The organism is Amycolatopsis sp. NPDC057786 (assembly GCF_042797905.1).
Lineage (GTDB): Bacteria > Actinomycetota > Actinomycetes > Mycobacteriales > Pseudonocardiaceae > Amycolatopsis.
In genome coordinates this window covers 1-16,706 of sequence record NZ_JBHVKW010000035.1, presented here as the reverse complement: position 1 = coordinate 16,706, position 16,706 = coordinate 1, and the positions used below count along the sequence as shown (strand labels likewise).

General features: G+C 69.9%; 12 protein-coding genes and 2 tRNA genes. 7 read left to right on the top strand and 7 right to left on the bottom strand.

The window, feature by feature from the left end; translation table 11 throughout:
• Positions 1–8: 8 nt before the first annotated feature.
• A complete protein-coding gene (locus tag ACFVM3_RS19525; protein ID WP_378440426.1) occupies positions 9–1,775 on the top strand; it encodes a M48 family metalloprotease in 1,767 nt (588 codons plus the stop codon).
• Here the strand turns inward: ACFVM3_RS19525 and ACFVM3_RS19520 are convergent.
• The 3 genes from ACFVM3_RS19520 to ACFVM3_RS19510 form a co-directional block, all read right to left on the bottom strand.
• Positions 1,768–2,985 carry an RNA polymerase sigma factor gene (locus ACFVM3_RS19520; RefSeq protein ID WP_378440424.1) on the bottom strand — a complete coding sequence of 406 codons (1,218 nt, stop codon included), beginning with the start codon at positions 2,983–2,985 and terminating at the stop codon, positions 1,768–1,770. The genes ACFVM3_RS19525 and ACFVM3_RS19520 overlap by 8 nt on opposite strands.
• A 39-nt stretch (positions 2,986–3,024) precedes the next feature.
• Positions 3,025–3,465, bottom strand: a complete 441-nt coding sequence (locus ACFVM3_RS19515) for a GNAT family N-acetyltransferase (protein WP_378440422.1) — start codon at positions 3,463–3,465, stop codon at positions 3,025–3,027.
• 319 nt (positions 3,466–3,784) lie between these two features.
• A tRNA-Pro gene (locus tag ACFVM3_RS19510) sits at positions 3,785–3,858 on the bottom strand.
• Positions 3,859–3,942: 84 nt separating this feature from the next.
• Between ACFVM3_RS19510 and ACFVM3_RS19505 the strand changes: the two genes are divergently transcribed.
• Positions 3,943–4,016, top strand: a tRNA-Gly gene (locus tag ACFVM3_RS19505).
• Positions 4,017–4,244: 228 nt separating this feature from the next.
• On the opposite strand, the gene ACFVM3_RS19500 is transcribed toward ACFVM3_RS19505, so the two are convergent.
• Complete coding sequence (locus ACFVM3_RS19500; protein ID WP_378440420.1) at positions 4,245–8,939, bottom strand: HAMP domain-containing protein; 4,695 nt, start codon at positions 8,937–8,939, stop codon at positions 4,245–4,247.
• 130 nt (positions 8,940–9,069) lie between these two features.
• On the opposite strand from ACFVM3_RS19500, the gene ACFVM3_RS19495 reads away from it, so the two are divergent.
• Complete coding sequence (locus ACFVM3_RS19495; protein ID WP_378440418.1) at positions 9,070–10,647, top strand: SpoIIE family protein phosphatase; 1,578 nt, start codon at positions 9,070–9,072, stop codon at positions 10,645–10,647.
• Here the strand turns inward: ACFVM3_RS19495 and ACFVM3_RS19490 are convergent.
• Complete coding sequence (locus ACFVM3_RS19490) at positions 10,630–11,637, bottom strand: DNA topoisomerase IB (protein WP_378440416.1); 1,008 nt, start codon at positions 11,635–11,637, stop codon at positions 10,630–10,632. The genes ACFVM3_RS19495 and ACFVM3_RS19490 overlap by 18 nt on opposite strands.
• A 98-nt stretch (positions 11,638–11,735) precedes the next feature.
• Between ACFVM3_RS19490 and ACFVM3_RS19485 the strand changes: the two genes are divergently transcribed.
• Positions 11,736–12,278: a type 1 glutamine amidotransferase domain-containing protein gene (locus ACFVM3_RS19485; RefSeq protein ID WP_378440415.1), complete on the top strand. Its 543-nt coding sequence runs from the start codon at positions 11,736–11,738 to the stop codon at positions 12,276–12,278.
• Positions 12,279–12,337: 59 nt separating this feature from the next.
• Complete coding sequence (locus ACFVM3_RS19480) at positions 12,338–12,514, top strand: hypothetical protein (RefSeq protein ID WP_378440413.1); 177 nt, start codon at positions 12,338–12,340, stop codon at positions 12,512–12,514.
• On the opposite strand, the gene ACFVM3_RS19475 is transcribed toward ACFVM3_RS19480, so the two are convergent.
• Both ACFVM3_RS19475 and ACFVM3_RS19470 read right to left on the bottom strand, forming a co-directional pair.
• Positions 12,507–12,893 (bottom strand): hypothetical protein, encoded by a 387-nt coding sequence (locus tag ACFVM3_RS19475; protein WP_378440411.1) that lies wholly within the window; start codon positions 12,891–12,893, stop codon positions 12,507–12,509. The two genes, ACFVM3_RS19480 and ACFVM3_RS19475, sit on opposite strands and share 8 nt — an antisense overlap.
• Positions 12,894–12,942: 49 nt before the next feature.
• Entirely contained in the window at positions 12,943–14,262 is a 1,320-nt protein-coding gene (locus tag ACFVM3_RS19470; RefSeq protein WP_378440409.1) for a protein kinase, read from the bottom strand.
• A 144-nt stretch (positions 14,263–14,406) separates the two neighbouring features.
• Between ACFVM3_RS19470 and ACFVM3_RS19465 the strand changes: the two genes are divergently transcribed.
• Both ACFVM3_RS19465 and ACFVM3_RS19460 read left to right on the top strand, forming a co-directional pair.
• Positions 14,407–15,504 carry a hypothetical protein gene (locus ACFVM3_RS19465; RefSeq protein WP_378440407.1) on the top strand — a complete coding sequence of 366 codons (1,098 nt, stop codon included), beginning with the start codon at positions 14,407–14,409 and terminating at the stop codon, positions 15,502–15,504.
• A gap of 139 nt (positions 15,505–15,643) precedes the next feature.
• Complete coding sequence (locus ACFVM3_RS19460; RefSeq protein ID WP_378440405.1) at positions 15,644–16,474, top strand: SAM-dependent methyltransferase; 831 nt, start codon at positions 15,644–15,646, stop codon at positions 16,472–16,474.
• Positions 16,475–16,706: the final 232 nt, after the last annotated feature.

The window sequence follows — 16,706 nt, the reverse complement described above, 5'->3', positions numbered from 1 at the left end:
TCCACGCCATGCGGATCGGCGTGGTCAAGGTCGTGGTCCTGGTGGTGGGGTTCTACGCCTTGGGCACGCTGATCTTCCTCCTGCTCGCCTTCGGTGGCGGCTTCCTGCTGGCCGGGATCGACAACGTCCCGCTGTTCATCCTCGCCGGGCTCAGCCTCGGCTTGCTGTTCGGAACCGGGGTCGCGGCGCTCCTGCCGTTGCGCCCGGCGCCTTTCGTGCCGAAGGGGGTTCCGCTCTATCGCGACGACGCCCCTGAGTTGTGGGCGACCCTCACCGAACTGGCGGAGGCGATCGGCACCCGGCTGCCGGACCAGGTCTGGCTCACCGCCGGGCCGGGGGCATCGGTCGTCGAGGAAGCGCGGCTGTTCGGGCTGAAACCCGGTCGCCGGTTCCTGTCGGTCGGCCTTCCGACGCTCCAAGCGTTCACCCGTGCCCAGGCTCGCGCCGTGCTGGCGCACGAGTTCGCCCACTACGGGCAGCTCGACGGCCGGACCAGCGTGACCGGTTATCGCTCCCACGTCGCCGTCGCGCGGATGCTCGACCGCTTTCCCCGAAGCACGATCAACCCGCTGGCGTGGCTGTTCCGCGGCTACGCGCGACTGTTCGTCCTCACCCAGCGGGTGGCGAGCCGCCGTCGTGAATACGGGGCCGACCAGGTCATGGGCCAGCTCGCAGGGCGGGCCTCCGCGCACTCGGCGTTGCGGCTGCACGCGCGGCTCGACGGGGAATGGACGCGGTATCTCGGCGTCCAGGTCGAACCCGGGGCGGCGGTCGAGATGGCCCCAGACGACGTCTACGGCGGTTTCGCCAGAATGCTCGAAGCGCGGCGCGAATGGTTGGCCACCGTCGACGAGCCCCTTCGGCTCCCCTCGCGCTGGGACACCCACCCGCCGACGTCGGAACGGCTGTGGGCCTTGGAAACCGCGCCCGACAAGTCCGATGTGGACGAACGGCCGGCACTGGGCCTGCTCGCCGACCCCGTCCGGGCCGCCGCCCGGCTCGAAGAGGCATCGTTCGACTTCGGTGGGCGCCGTCGTCTCCCCTGGGACACCTACCCGCGCGAGGCGGCCTTGGCGCGGCTGAAGGTCGAAGCCGAGGCCGCGTACCGGGCCATCGCCCGGGCGTCGGGGCAGCCAGGCGGCAGCCTCGAAGCGCTTCTCACGTTGTCCGGGGAGGATGTCCCGGAAGACGGGGTCATGGCCGCCGTCGTCCTGGCGGCCCTGGACGCGGGCACGATGCGCTTCGTGCATCGGTGGGACGACGAACCGGATTTCGTCCTCGCCGACGGCTCTTTCCTGGACTTCGATCTCGTCGAGGATCTGCTGATCGGCGAACCCGACCAGGTCGCGCGTGCCCGCGCGGCTTTGGCGAAGCTGGGCATCGACCCGGCGGCCGCGAACGGCGGGACGGAACGGCTCTCGCCGGGGGAGGCGCCGGTGCTCGGCGGGCTCGCGAACGTGAACTTCGACGATTCGCCCGGCCATCTGGTCATCACCGAACGCGGCCTGATCTACTCGCCCGACCCGGAGGCCGAGTCCGGCTCCGGGAAGGACGCACTGCTCGCGCTGATGGCACAGGCCCCGTTCGCGGTCGCCGCCAGGGCCGGCGCGGTATGGCTGCCGTACGAGGAGTTCTCACGCGTGGAGAAGCAGCGTGACATCCCGCTCAAGGCGACCGTGACCCTCTACGACGGTACCGAGCACCGGATCCACGCCGTCTACACCGGCTACGTTCACGAGAAGTCGCACGAAACGATCCTCCGGGTGCTCAGGTGAGCCGCTCCGCGCGCCGCGTCAGGTACTGCTTCTCGGGTTCGCTCGCGGTCTTGCCGGCGGCCCGGAGGTAGGCCTCGCGCGCGGCGCCGGTGTCGCCTGCCAGCTCCAGCAGATGCCCTCGCACGGATTCGAGCCGGTGGGTCTGGCTCATCCGGCTGTCGTCGTCGAGCGTGGTCAGCAGTTCGAGGCCCGCTTCCGGCCCGTTGACCTCGGCGACCGCGACGGCGCGGTTGAGCGTGACGACCGGGCCGGGCGACACCTTCTCGAGCACGTCGTAGAGCGCGAGGATCTGCGACCAGTCCGTGTCGGCCGCGGTGGGCGCCTCGTCGTGGACGGCGGCGATCGCGGCCTGCACCTGGTACGGCCCGACCGGGCCCGCCTCCAAGGCCTCGCTCACCAGCGACACCCCTTCGGCGATCATTTCCGCGTTCCAGCGCGAACGGTCCTGCTCGGCGAGGGGGACGAGCGAGCCGTCCTCGCCGGCGCGGGCGGCGCGGCGGGCGTCGGTCAGCACCATGAGCGCGAGCAGGCCGGTGACCTCGTCCTCGTCCGGCATGAGCCGCCGGAGCAGCCGGGTCAGCCGGATCGCCTCGGCGGTCAGGTCCGCGCGGTGCAGGTCGGGGCCGCCGCTGGTCGTGTAGCCCTCGTTGAAGATCAGGTACAGGACCTGGAGGACGACTCGGAGCCGTTCGGCCAGTTCCCCGGCGGGTGGCAGGACGAACTCGGCGCCCGCCTTCTTGATGGTCTGTTTCGCCCGGCTGATCCGCTGGGCCAGCGTCGATTCCGGGACGAGGAAAGCGTTCGCGATCTCGCCCGTGGTCAGGCCGCCGACGGCGCGCAGGGTGAGCGCCAGTTGTGACGGCGGGGACAGGGAAGGGTGACAGCACAGGAAAAGGATGGTGAGCGTATCGTCCGAAGTGGACGGTTCGCCCGGCCCGGCCAGGTCCATCAGCGCGTTGTTCTCCTCGCGCCGCCGTCGCGCGCTCTCGCTGCGCCACTCGTCCACCAGCCGCCGTGAGGCGACCGTCGCGAGCCACGACTTCGGGCTGTCCGGGATGCCCTGCTCCGGCCATTGCTGCGCGGCGGAGAGCAGAGCTTCCTGTACGGCGTCCTCACAGGCGTCGAACTGCCCGTGTTTGCGTACCAGCAACCCGATGACCTGCGGGGCCAGCTCCCGCAGGAGCGCTTCCACCTGACGATCGTCCTTCACGACGCCAGTCTTACCTCATTCAGTCCTCTGGATGCGTGGTCAGGCCTTCAATCGCCGGATGAACCGGGCGCTGCGCTCGCAATGGTCCTCGTAGCCCCGCGCGCGATAGAAGGCGTGCGCGGCGGTCCGGTGGCGGGAACTGGTGACCTCCATGGTGTCGCAACCCAGGCGTCGCGCCTCCGCCTCGGCGGCCGCGACCAGCTCGCGTCCAATGCCCGACCCTCGGCGGGTTTCGTCCACCACCAAGGCCACGATCCGCCCGCCGGAGCCCGGCCGCTCCAGCAGCGGGATCGCGACCACCGCGACGACGCCGACCACCGTGCCGTCCGCCTCGGCGACGAACGCGGCACCCTCGGGATGGCGGGCCCACCGCTCGAGTCGGCCGCGTACGTCCTCCACGTCGTTGTCCGGGTAACCCAGCTCGGTGAGGAGCGCGGTCACGGCGGGGGCGTCGGCGCTGAGGGCGTGGCGGATCTCCATGATCGCCATTAAAGCGGAGGGTCACGGAGTGATCGGCCGCTGACTCGGAGTGAGGGGTGTGTGGAAATAGGGACGCTGAGTGTCCCTATTTCCACACACGTGTCGTGATCGGCCCGGTCGCGCGGATCTCGGGTCATCCAACGCTACAAAATCCACACACTCGACCTTGATCAGGTCCATCGTGGCCTCGTCGAGTGACAACCGGCGCCCGCGAGGCAAACGAAACCGTCGAAGCGGAGGGTCGCTGAGCGCATCGCCGACCCTCGAACCGGCACGGCCAAGCCGAACACCGGTGAACTCGCAGGTCGAAGACCTTGAGTCGGGCTGACAGGATTTGAACCTGCGACCCTCCGCTCCCAAAGCGGATGCGCTACCAAGCTGCGCCACAGCCCGTGGCTTCCCCGATCTCCCGGGGGGTGTGCGCACAGCCTAGCGGGTCACGCTAAGCTGTTTTCGCACCCGGTACTCCGGGGGCACGCGGGTGTAGCTCAATGGTAGAGCCCTAGTCTTCCAAACTAGCTACGCGGGTTCGATTCCCGTCACCCGCTCCACAGCTCCGCATCCGAACCCGCAGGCGCCTGGCCTGCGGGTTCTTTCGTGTCCTGCGAAGCATCGGCGCTTTCGCGTGACTGGATGGACGACACACGTGACTGGACGACGACTCGCGGCGGAACCCGGGCCGCGGTCGTGTCGTCCATCCAGACACGCGTGTCGTCCGCTGGATCACGTGTGTCGTCCAATCGGTCACGCGAAAGGCAACGACCACATGGACCGAAGGCTCAGTCCGCGCCGACGTCCGAGGAGTCCGACGGCGCCACGGCCTGCGAGAGGCCACTGGAGGCGGCGTCCGCCTCGAGGTGCGCGGCGATCAGGTCCAGCAGCTTGTCCGTGTCGACCGGCTTGGTCACGTAGTCGTCCGCGCCCGAAGCGAGCGTCCGCGCCTTGTCCTCCGCGGTCGCTTTCGCCGTGACGGCGATCACGGGCAGGTCTTCGTGCGCGGCCTCGGCGCGGATCGCGGTGATCGTGGCGTTGCCGTCCAGTTCGGGCATCATCACGTCCATCAGGACGAGCGCGGTGTCCTCGTGGCGTTCCAGTGCCCGGATTCCGGCGACGCCGGTCTCGGCGTAGATGACCTCCAGCCCGTTGCGCTCCAACACGGCGGCCAACGCGAAGACGTTCCGGAGGTCGTCGTCGACGATCAGGATCTTCTCGCCGTGGAACCGCTGTGACGGCGCGGAGGGGGCCACCTGCGGCACGGCCATGATCAGCGGGACGCCGCCTCCCGCGGCGGTGGTCGGGACCACCAGGTTCGCGGCGCTCACCGGCAGGTACAGCGTGAACGTGCTGCCCTTGCCGGGTTCGCTGCGGACGCGGAGTTCGCCGCCGAGCAGTTCCGTCAGCTGCTGGCTGATCGAGAGCCCCAGCCCGGTGCCGCCGTACTTGCGGCTGGTGGTGCCGTCGGCCTGGCGGAACGCGTCGAAGATGATCGCGAGCTTGTCCGGTGCGATGCCGATCCCGGTGTCCTCGACGGCGAACGCGAGGACGCCGGGGGCGTTGCGGAGCGAGTCGGCTTCGACCTCGCCCGGATCGGCCATCCGGATGTGCAGGCGCACGCCGCCCTCGTCGGTGAACTTCGCCGCGTTGGACAGCAGGTTCCGCAGCACCTGCTGCACGCGGTGTTCGTCGGTGTGGATCGACGAAGGTACCGGCGGGTCGATCAGGACGGCGAACTCCAGGCCCTTGTCCGAGGTGAGCGGACGGCAGATCGATTCGACGTACTCGACCAGTTCGGGCAGCGTGACGTCGGACATCTGCAGGTCCAGATGACCGGCCTCGACCTTGGCCATGTCGAGGATGTCGTTGATCAGCTGTTGCAGGTCGCTGCCCGCCGAGTAGATCGTCCGCGCGAACTGGACCTGCTTCTCCGTCAGATTCCCGTCCGGGTTCTCGGACAGCAGTTTCGCGAGGATCAGCGCGCTGTTGAGCGGGGTCCGCAGCTCGTGCGACATGTTCGCCATGAACTCGGACTTGTACTGCGACGCCATGGTCAGCTGCCCGGCACGCTCTTCGAGTTCCTGCCGCGCCTGTTCGATCTCGCTGTTCTTGACCTCGATGTCGCGGTTCTGCTGCGCCAGCAGCGCCGCCTTCTCCGCGAGATCCGTGTTGGACCGGCGCAGTTCCCGTTGCTGTGCCTGCAACTGCTCGGACCGGGCGCGCAGTTCCTGTGCCAGGCGCTGGGATTCGGTCAGCAGCGCCTCGGTGCGCGAGTTCGACTGGATGGTGCTGACGTTGACCGCGATGGTCTCCTTCAGCTGCTCCAGCAGGTCGATGTGGACGGTGCTGAAGGCGTTGATGGTCGCCAGTTCCAGCACCCCGAGCACCTCGCCCTGGAACAGCACCGGCAGCACGATCACGTTGACCGGCGCGGCCGAACCCAGTCCCGAGGAGATGAGCGCGTACTCCGGCGGGGCCTCGTGGACCAGTATCGTGCGGCGGTCGACGGCGGCCTGCCCGATGAGCGACTCGCCGGGGGAGAACCGCAGCCCGGTCTGGGATTTCGCCAGCCCGTAGGTCGCGATGCTCTCCAGGACCACCTCTTCCTGTTCGTCCTCACGGGCGAGGAAGAACGCGCCCTGCTGCGCGGACACGAGCGGGGTCAGCTCGGACAGGATCAGCGACGCCACCGACGCGAGGTCCCGGTGGCCCTGCATGAGCGCCGACAGCCTGGCCAGGTTGGTCTTGAGCCAGTCCTGCTCGCGGTTCGCCCGGGTGGTCTCCTTCAGGTTCGCGATCATCTGGTTGATGTTGTCCTTGAGCTCGGCCACCTCCCCGGACGCGTCGACGGTGATGTGCCGGGTCAGATCGCCCGCGGTCACCGCGGTCGCCACCTGCGCGATCGCCCGCACCTGGGTGGTCAGGTTGCCGGCCAGCTGGTTCACGCTTTCGGTGAGCCGCGACCACGTGCCCGCGACACCGGGCACCTCCGCCTGGCCGCCGAGTGTGCCGTCGGTGCCGACCTCGCGGGCGACACGCGTGACCTCGGAGGCGAAGGCCGAGAGCTGGTCGACCATCGTGTTGATGGTGGTCTTGAGTTCGAGGATCTCGCCGCGCGCGTCGATGTCGATCTTCTTCGACAGATCGCCCTGCGCCACCGCGGTGGTCACGGTCGCGATGCTGCGGACCTGGCCGGTCAGGTTGTCGGCCATGACGTTCACGTTGTCCGTCAACGCCTTCCACGTGCCCGCCACGTTCGGCACGCGGGCCTGGCCGCCGAGGATGCCTTCCGTACCCACCTCGCGGGCGACCCGGGTGACCTCGTCGGCGAACGCGCGCAGCGTCTCGACCATGCTGTTGATCGTCTCGGCGAGGACCGCGACCTCGCCCTGCGCGTCGATCGAGATCTTCTTCGACAGGTCGCCGTTCGCCACCGCCGTCGTCACCGTGGCGATGCTCCGCACCTGGTCGGTGAGGTTGGTGGCCATGACGTTGACGTTGTCCGTCAGGTCCTTCCAGGTCCCGGCGACGCCGCGCACCTGCGCCTGGCCGCCGAGCTTGCCCTCGGTGCCGACCTCGCGGGAAACCCGCGTGACTTCGTCGGCGAAGGCCGAGAGCTGGTCGACCATGATGTTGACGGTGTTCTTGAGCTCCAGGATCTCGCCGCGCGCGTCGACGATGATCTTCTGCGTCAGGTCGCCCTTCGCGACGGCGGTGGTCACCTGGGCGATGTTGCGGACCTGGTCGGTCAGGTTCTTCGCCATGAAGTTGACGTTGTCGGTGAGGTCCTTCCAGGTCCCGGCCACGCCGGGCACCTGCGCCTGACCGCCGAGCCTGCCGTCGCTGCCGACCTCGCGGGCGACGCGGGTGACCTCGTCGGCGAACGCCGACAGCTGATCCACCATGGTGTTCAGCGTGTTCTTCAGTTCGAGGATCTCGCCCTTGGCATCGACGGCGATCTTCTGCGAGAGATCGCCCTTCGCCACCGCCGTCGCCACCTGGGCGATGTTGCGGACCTGCGCGGTGAGGTTGTTCGCCATGAAGTTGACCGACCCGGTGAGGTCGCGCCAGGTCCCGGCGACACCCGGCACCTGCGCCTGGCCGCCGAGCTGGCCTTCCGTGCCGACCTCGCGCGCCACCCGCGTGACTTCGTCGGCGAACGACGAGAGCTGGTCGACCATCGTGTTGACGGTCGTCTTCAGTTCGAGGATCTCGCCGCGCGCGTCGACCGTGATCTTCTGCGTCAGGTCGCCCTTCGCCACCGCCGTGGTGACCTGGGCGATGTTGCGGACCTGGTCGGTCAGGTTGTCCGCCATCTGGTTCACCGAGTCGGTGAGCCCGCGCCACGTGCCCGCCACGCCCGGCACGGTCGCCTGACCGCCGAGACGGCCTTCGCTGCCGACCTCGCGCGCCACCCGCGTGACCTCGTCCGCGAACGACGACAGCTGGTCGACCATCGTGTTCAGCGTGTTCTTGAGTTCGAGGATCTCGCCCTTGGCGTCGACGTTGATCTTCTGCGAGAGGTCGCCCTGCGCGACCGCGGTGGCCACCTGGGCGATGTTGCGGACCTGGTCGGTCAGGTTGTCCGCCATCAGGTTCACCGAGTCGGTGAGGTCGCGCCACGTGCCCGCGGCGCCGGGGACCTGCGCCTGGCCGCCGAGACGGCCTTCGCTACCCACCTCGCGGGACACCCTGGTCACTTCGTCGGCGAACGACGAGAGCTGGTCGACCATGATGTTGACGGTGTTCTTGAGCTCCAGGATCTCGCCGCGCGCGTCGACGTTGATCTTCTGGGTCAGGTCGCCCCGTGCCACCGCGGTGGTCACCTGGGCGATGTTGCGCACCTGGTCGGTCAGGTTGCTGGCCATGACGTTGACGTTGTCGGTGAGATCACGCCAGGTGCCCGCCACACCGGGGACCTCGGCCTGGCCGCCGAGCCGTCCTTCGGTGGCGATCTCGCGGGCCACCCTGGTGACCTCGGTCGCGAACCGCGAAAGCTGCTTGATCAGGCCGTTGACCGTCTTCGCGACCTCGGCGAACTGACCCTGCAGCGGCCGCCCGCCGACTTCCAGCGGCATCGGCTCGGACAGATCGCCCTCGGCGACCGCCCCGAGGACGCGGTTGAGCTCGGCCGTGGGCCTGCTCACGTCCTCGATCAGCCCGTTGACGACGTCGACCGCGGTGGCCCAGCCGCCGGGGCCGATCTCGGCCGCCACCCGCTCGGTCAGCCTGCCTTCCTTGCCGACCGCCTCGCGGACGCGCAGGAGTTCGGTCACCAGCCGCTGGTTCCGTTCGGCGATGTCGTTGAAGGCGCCCGCGAGCTGGGCCGCGAGCCCGTCCCCGTGCGCCACCAGCCGCCGCCGGAAGTTGCCGTCCCCGAGGTCACGAGCCGCCGCGAGCAGGCGTTCCAGGGACGCTTCGTCCACCTGGCCGCCACCACCTTCCACGGGGATCCGGTCCCTTTGGGAGTGCTGTGTCATCTGTGTCGACCCTCTCCACCACGCATGCCAAGCCATGGTCGTCGCATCAGCGTGCCATGATTCGACCTACACTTCGAGCCAGTCCGCCCGCTCACACTGCGCTACCCGCAAGGCAGGAGGAGGTCCGGGAATGGTGTCACGGCCCGCCCCGGCCTCGACGTCGCTCCCCTCGGAGTCGTCGCCCCCGACGAGCGAGGGAGCCCTGCCCGAATCCGGGCGGTTCTGGCGTGAGCTGCTCGAAGACGTCCGTGACGCGGTGCTCGTGCAGGACGTCGGCGGCGCGCTGCGCTGGTCGAATCCCGCCGCTCGTGAGCTGTTCGGCGGCGGCCGCCCGGTGCTCACCGCTGAAGGCCCCGACGTCGGGCATGTCGAGCACACCGGCCGCCGGTTCCCGGCCCGGATCCGGACGTTGCCCGGCGGCTGGCACGCGTGGACGGTGACGTCCGCGGTCGCGGCCGACGGCCCGCGCGTGGACGGTTTTCTCGCCGCTTCGGCGCCCCGGCTCGCCTCCGCGCGGGGCCGTCACGGGACGGCGAAGGTGATCGCCGAGGTCGCCGCGGCCGAACTCGCCGACTGTGTCTTCGTGCTGCTGCCGACCACTCGCGGCCGGTGGGAGTGGTGGAGCTGCGATCACCGCACCACCCACGGGCACGGCCGGATCAGGCGCGTCCCCGCCCAACTGGCGCCGGTGCTCGCCGGCACCTTCGCCTCCACGGACGAACTAGAGGCGAAGGCGGTCCCGGAGGAGGAGATCGCGACCCTGCCCGCGATCGTCGCGGAACGGCTCGCCGTCCATTCGTCGGTGACCGTGGTCTCACTGGGCTTCGACGGCGGAGCCGGGGTCACCGGCGCGGTGGTGCTCGGCAGGCGCGGCGCGCCCGCGTTCGGCGAGGACCACCCGCGAGCGGTGACCGAGTTCGCCCGCGCCGCCGGGACGGCACTGGCGAACGCGCACCGCTACGCCCGCCAGGAAGAGGCCACCCGCGGCCTGGAGACCACGCTGCGCCCGACGCCGCCCCCGGACGTCGACGGCGCCAAGTTCGACGTCTGGTACGAGCCCTCGGGTGGCCTGCTCGACGTCGGCGGTGACTTCTACGATGTCCTGCCGCGGGAAGGCGGCGGCGCGATGGTCGTCCTCGGCGACGTCTGCGGCAAGGGTGCCGAGGCGGCCGCCCTCACCGGCCGGGTCCGGCAGACCCTCGCCGCGCTCGACCTCGTCGAGCACGACAACACGACGTTGCTGAGCCTGCTGAACTCCCTGCTCATCACCGGCGGCAGCGGCCGGTTCGCCACGCTGGTGCTCGGTTCGGTGCTGGCGGGCGAAGACGGTCTCGGCGTGACCTTGGCCTCCGGCGGGCATCCCGCGCCGCTGGTGGTGCGCCGCCGCGGCGGGGTCGACGAGATCACCCTGCCCGGCACACTCGTCGGGATCTCCCCGCAGGCCCGGTTCGCCGAGACGGCCATCCGGCTGGCCGAGGGCGACGTCTGCCTGCTCTACACCGACGGGATCACCGAAGCGCGGCACCACGAGCGGCCGTCGGACCTGTTCGGGGACGAACGGCTGCGCGACCTGCTGTCCGGGTGCCAGGGGCTGTCCGGCCGCGAGGTCGTCGCGCGGATCCGTTCCGCGGTGCGGGAATGGCTCGGCAGCGGGGCGCACGACGACATCGCCGTCCTCGCCATCGAAGCCTCACGACCCGTTCAGTAGCCGCACCACCGCCCGCTCCACGATGGCGCGGGCTTCGTCGGGGTCGGTCGCTTTCGCGGCCCGCCGTACCGCTCGTTCGACGGTCCGGTCCCGCCGGTACGCCTCGATCACCCGTGGGTCCACATAGGACCGTCGAGCCACGACAGGTGTATTCCCCAGCCCTTCGGCGACTTCCGCCATCACGGCCTTCTCGACCCGCTTCAACCCTCGTTCGCTGGAAGGCTTTTCGGTGTCCGCGAAGGCCGAAGCGGCCAGGACGGTGGCGTTCCAGGTGCGCAGATCCTTGGCGGTGAAACCGTCGCCGACGATTTCCCGGAGCCGGTCGTTGATGTCGTCGGCCTTCACCTCGTGCCAGCCGTCACCGTTGCGGTAGGCGAGCAGGCGCACGTCGCCGCCCCTCGCTCGGCGGAGGGAGCGGACCAGCCGCGCCAGTGCCTCGTCCCGCAGCCGGACCTTCCGCTGGATGCCGTGCTTCGCGGGGTAGTCGCACACCAGGCATTCACCGCGGAGTTCGACGTGCTCGCACAGCAACGTCGCCACCCCGTGGGTGCCGTGCTCGTCGGCGTAGCTCTCGCCGCCGGTGCGGAAGACCCCGAGATCGATCATGCGCAGGGCGCCGGCGAGCACGCGTTCCCGCTTCAGGCCGCGCGAGCCGAGGTCCTCCCGGACCGCTTCGCGCAGCTTGGGCAGCTTTCGCGCCAGTGCGAGGACACGCTCGTGTTTCTCCTCGTCCCTGGTCCGTCGCCATTCGGGGTGATAGAGGTACTGCTTCCGCCCGGCGTCGTCGATCCCGACCGCCTGGATGTGGGCGTTCTCGTGCGGGGAGATCCACACGCGCCGCCACGCGGGCGGTATCGCGAGCGCGTTGATCCGCTCGATGGTCTCCCCGTCCTTCAGCGGCTCGCCTTCCGGGGTCAGATAGCCGAAGCCGCGACCTCTGCGCCGCCTCCGGATACCGGGGGACGCCAGGTCCGCTCGCCGAAGTCGCATGCGGGCAGATACCCGCCGCGGCGGGAGTTCATACCCATGGTTCGGCGGTCGCGGTCCGGGGTAGTCCGAAAGCGACTACGACCTCAGGAGGGAACCCGATGGCGACATCGCTGAACGGACGCCGCGTGGCCATTCTCGCCGCGGACGGCGTGGAACAGGTCGAACTGGTCGAGCCGCGCAAGGCGGTCACCGACGCCGGGGCGACGGCCGAAGTCGTCTCGCTGGAGCCCGGCGAGATCCAGGCCATGAACGGCGACATCGACAAGGCGGAGAAGTTCACCGTCGACCGGGTCGTCAAGGACGTCACGGTCGCCGACTTCGACGCGCTCGTGCTGCCCGGCGGCACGATGAACCCGGACAACCTGCGGGCCGACGAGGACGCGGTCCGCTTCGTGCGCGACTTCGTGAACAGCGGCAAACCCGTCGGCGTGATCTGCCACGGGCCGTGGACGCTGGTCGAGGCCGACGTCGTCCGCGGCCGCACGCTCACGTCGTACCCCAGTGTGCGCACCGACATCCGCAACGCCGGCGGCACCGTCGTCGACCAGGAGGTCGTCGTCGACGGCAACCTGACGTCGAGCCGCAATCCGGACGATCTGCCCGCGTTCTGCGCCGCGATCGTTGCCGGATTCGCCGGGTAAACGAGTGGCGCGCGTCACAGAACTGAGGGATCGTGGGTGACGGAGGAGGAGGTGCCGCCATGACCGTGCATGCCAGACGCTACGGCCGTTGGTGCCGTGAGCATTTCGAGACCGAGCACGAGCCGGAACGCCCGCGGCCCGCGGAGACCACGGCCGCCCCGGAGGTCACCGACGCCCAGGCCGAGCAGGCCCAGGCGGGTGACGCCCCGGAGGGGGAGCCGGGCTCGCTCAACTGAGTGATCGCCGGTACCAGACCCGCTTCGGGCCGGGGAGGCCGATCCGCGAGACCAGGTCGGTCACCACGCCGCCGATGATCAGCCACAGCAACGCGGCGAGACCGTCGTTGAACAGGGTGCGGAGTTTGAGGCCCTCGGGGGTGAACAGGTTCCGCAGTCCGAGCGAGACGGCGCGCGACCACTGGTCGATCAGCTGCGCGAAGCCGTTGCGCGGATTGGCCTCGCCGAACACGAGCAGGATGTGCACGATCAGCACCAGTGCGAAGATCCAGCACACCGCGTGGACGACGGCGTTGACGACACGCACGACGCGGATCCTGGCGGGTGTCTGTTCGACGATCTCTTCCTGCGGCTCTCGCGGGTCGTTGATGTAGGTCATCGCCGTCTCCCATCATCGTCCACAGTGGACACCCTGCTGCGCGGGTCGCTCAGCCGGGCGGCCCTGGCCTGCTGGTCTTCGTCGGCGGGCCGGGCCGGGTCTTGCTCGGCTTACCCGAGGTGCTCTGCCGGTCGCCGGCGGCGGTCGTATCCCTCAGCGCCGAGGTGGCCTCGGTGTTTTCGGTGGTGCCGGTCGGATCCGCGCCGGACGCCGGCACCGCTTCGGTGACCACGACCGTGTCGTTGCTCGCCTTCGGACCGCTGGTCGGCACTTCGACGGCCTCCGAAGACTGCACGCCCCGGCCGACCACCGGGGTGGACGAGCCGGTCACCACCGGGGGAAGCATCCCCTCGGGCTGGACCGGCGCGGGCGCCCCCGTCTGGTTGGCCGCCAGCAGGACACCGATGGTGATCGCGGCGGCGGGCGCGCTGATGGCGGCGACCACGGCCGCCCGTTTGCGGGCGGCCGGTGCCAGACGCACGACCTTCGTCCCGGTGGAATCCTCCAGCAGGATCCGCGAGATCGCCGCTGCCGTCGGCCGCTGCGACGGCTTCCGCGCGGTCATCCCGCGCAACAAGGTCGTCATGGTCACCGACAGTCCAGCGGGGATCCGGGGCGGACGGTGCAGCCGCCCGACCGCTGCCTCGACCGGTGTCCCGGTGTACTCCCGCTCCCCGGACAGGCATTCGAGCAGAACGAGGCCGAGTGAATAGATGTCGGCCGGCGGGCCGACGTTCTCGCCGCGGACCTGTTCGGGCGCCATGTACGCCGCCGTGCCGACGACGCCGCCGGTCTCGGTCACCCTGGTCGCGTCGAAGGCGTGTGCCACGCCGAAGTCACCGATCAACGGGCCGTCGTCGGCGATCAGGATGTTCGCCGGTTTCAGGTCACGGTGGGTGATGCCGTGCGCGTGCACGTGGGCGAGCGCGTCGGTCAGCCGGGCGGCCAGTTCGACGACCTCGTCCTGGGGGAGCGGGCCCGAGCGCAGGTGCTGGGCCAGGTTCGGGCCTTCGACCAGGCGCATCGTGAGGTAGGTGTAGCCGTCGTCGGAGCCCGCGTCGTACAGCGGGACGAGCCCGGGGTGGCGGACCGCGCTGAGGGTCTGGATCTCCTGCTCCCGGCGGCGCTCGTCCCTGGCCATCGTGTCCGCGTGGAACAGTTTCAGCGCGACTTCGCGTCCTTCGCGCAGGTCCCAGGCGCGGAACACGCGCGCGGTCGCGCCGCGGCCGAGCAGCTCCCCGACCTCGTACCGGCCGGCGAGTTTGCGCGGCAGATGGTCCGGGTCGTGGACGTTCAGGCTGAACCGGCGCTGAGTGGTGCCGGGGTCCTCTTCCTCATCACCACCCGCACGCGCAGCCGCGTCGTCCATCGGTGCTACCTCCGTCTCACCGGCCGAACGCCGTATACCCGGTCCGGCCCCGGGTGAAACAAGGCTTGCGAGCGTACCGGAGATGAACAGGGGGTTCACCTCGAACGACGGGCAACCCCGGCGGGGTCCGGACGTCTCGTGGTCATGAAGCCGAACCGGTGGGCCGCGCTCGCCACCACCGCACTGACCGTCCTGGCCGCCTTCGCCCCGCCCGCCGCCGCCGATTCGGCTGTGCCCCAGGGTTTCGCCCCCGCATCGACGAGCTGGACCGGGCCGCTGCGCGGCTTCGTCCTCGGTTTTTCCCCGTGTGGCAAGCCGGGATGGTGCGCGTCCCTGCTGTCGACGACCGACGGCGGGCAGCGGTGGCGCCGCGTGGGCGAGCCGCCGATTTCCTTGCCGGACAACCACAATCAGGTCAAACTCACGGTGACCGACGAACGCGACGCGTTCCTCACCGACGGCACCAGGCTGCTCGCCAGCCACGACGGCGGCGTCAAGTGGTCCGAGGTCCGCCTCGCCGGGGTCCGGGAACCGTTCCATCTTTCGAAGATCACCGAATCGGGACCGCGTGTGTTCGCGATGGTCACCGGATTCGGCACGCCGTCGACGACGACGCTGTACGCCGGTATCTCCGGCACGCGGACGCTCCTGCCGGTCCCGGGATTCTCCGTGACCGGTTCCTCGACCTACGGCGACATCGCCACCAGCGGCGGGGTCCAGGTTTCGATGGGGGCGGATTACCGCGTCCAGCGGTACTGGACGTCTTCGGACGGTCTGACCTTCGCGGCCGCGCCCGCGCCTTGCCCGGCGGACAGTTCGGCTTCGCTGAGCGGAGTCCGGCGGGGGCAGGTGCTGGCGCTGTGCAGCGGGGGGCCGGGCACGCCGCAGCCGGGGTCGACCGTCCGGCGGCTGTGGCGCGCGCCGAAGCTCGGCGGGCACTTCACCGCGACGGCGCAGGCGCCCACCCTCGGGATCAACCAGAGCTTCAGCGCGGCTTCGCCCTCGGCGGCGACGGTCGCGGCGGAAGGCGGCGGCACCGGATTCCTGCACAGTACCGCCGACGGCGGATCGACCTGGAAGACGACCGTGCTCAGCGGCCGCGGCGTCTGCCTCAACGATCTGGACTTCCCGGACGAGCGGGTCGGCGTGGTCGTGGACGGCCTGCCCGACGCCGAAGGCGGATCGGCCGTGTACCGCACCACCGATGGCGGAGTCACGTGGCGTGAGCTCGTCTTCGGGTGATCGTCGCAGGTGGGCAAGGCCCTTGGGGAGGTTCACTTGAATGCACGCCATGTCGTAATCTGTGTACGGTCCGTCGATGTCGAGGGAGCCGTGGGCGCGTTCGCGCGGCCCGTGCGCGGCTGAAGGGTGGAACGTGTCCATGACTTCGGACGAGGTCCGGTCTGTGCCGAGGCGCCCGCTTCCCCTCGACTACAGCAAGCCCAACCTCGCCCGGATGAAGGACGTCCTTCTCGGCGGGCACGACCACTACGAGGTCGACAGGCGGGCGGTCGAGGACCTGCTCGCCCTCGCCCCCGACGCCGCGGCGATGGCCAAGGAATTCCGCTCCTGGGCGAACCGGGTGGTCCGCTTCCTCGCCGGCGCCCGCGGCATCGACCAGTTCCTCGACCTCGGCTCCGGCCTGCCCACCTCGGAGAACACGCATCAGGCGGCGCAGCGGTACAACCCGGACGCGCTGGTCGTCTACGTCGACCACGACCCGGTCGTCCAGGCGCACGGGCTGGCGCTGCTGGAGGACCTCCTCGTCCACGTGAGCGGCGCGGATCTGACCGATCCGGCGCGGACCCTCGCCGATCCGGTGGTCGCCGGGCATATCGAGTTCGACCGCCCGGTCGCGGTGATCCTGAACTCGGTGCTGCACCACATCGAAGACCTCGGCCGGGCACAGGCCGTCGTCCGCGCCTACGTCGACGCGATCGCGCCGGGCTCCTACGTGCTGATCACCCACGACTTCACCCCGGGCGAGGGCGCGCGCGGGGCGCTCGCCAGGAAGCTCGACGACCTCATGGCGAGCACCGGGCACCGCACCGTGCACCGCGGCCGCGCCGAGATCGAGTCGCTGTTCGACGGGCTGGAGATCCTCGAGCCGGGCGTCGTCCACCTGCACGAATGGTGGCCGGAGGGCCCGCGGCTCGCCCCGCTGACCGAGCTGAACCACCTGAGCCTCGGCGGTGTGGGGATCAAGCCTTAGGGCGTTGTCGGGGCTCGCCACTGGCCCGCGTGTCGCGAAAGCCACTTTCGGGACATCAGACGTCGCGAACGTGGCTTTCGCGACGTGCGTGAAGGGCCGTCCCCCCCGGGAGGGGTGCGACGGTCGGCGCAGGCTTGCCACTTGCGGTTGTGTTGCGAAAGCCACTTTCGCAACCTTCAACGTTGCGAAAGTGGCTTTCGCAACGGGCGTGAAGGTGGGCCCGACACAAAAC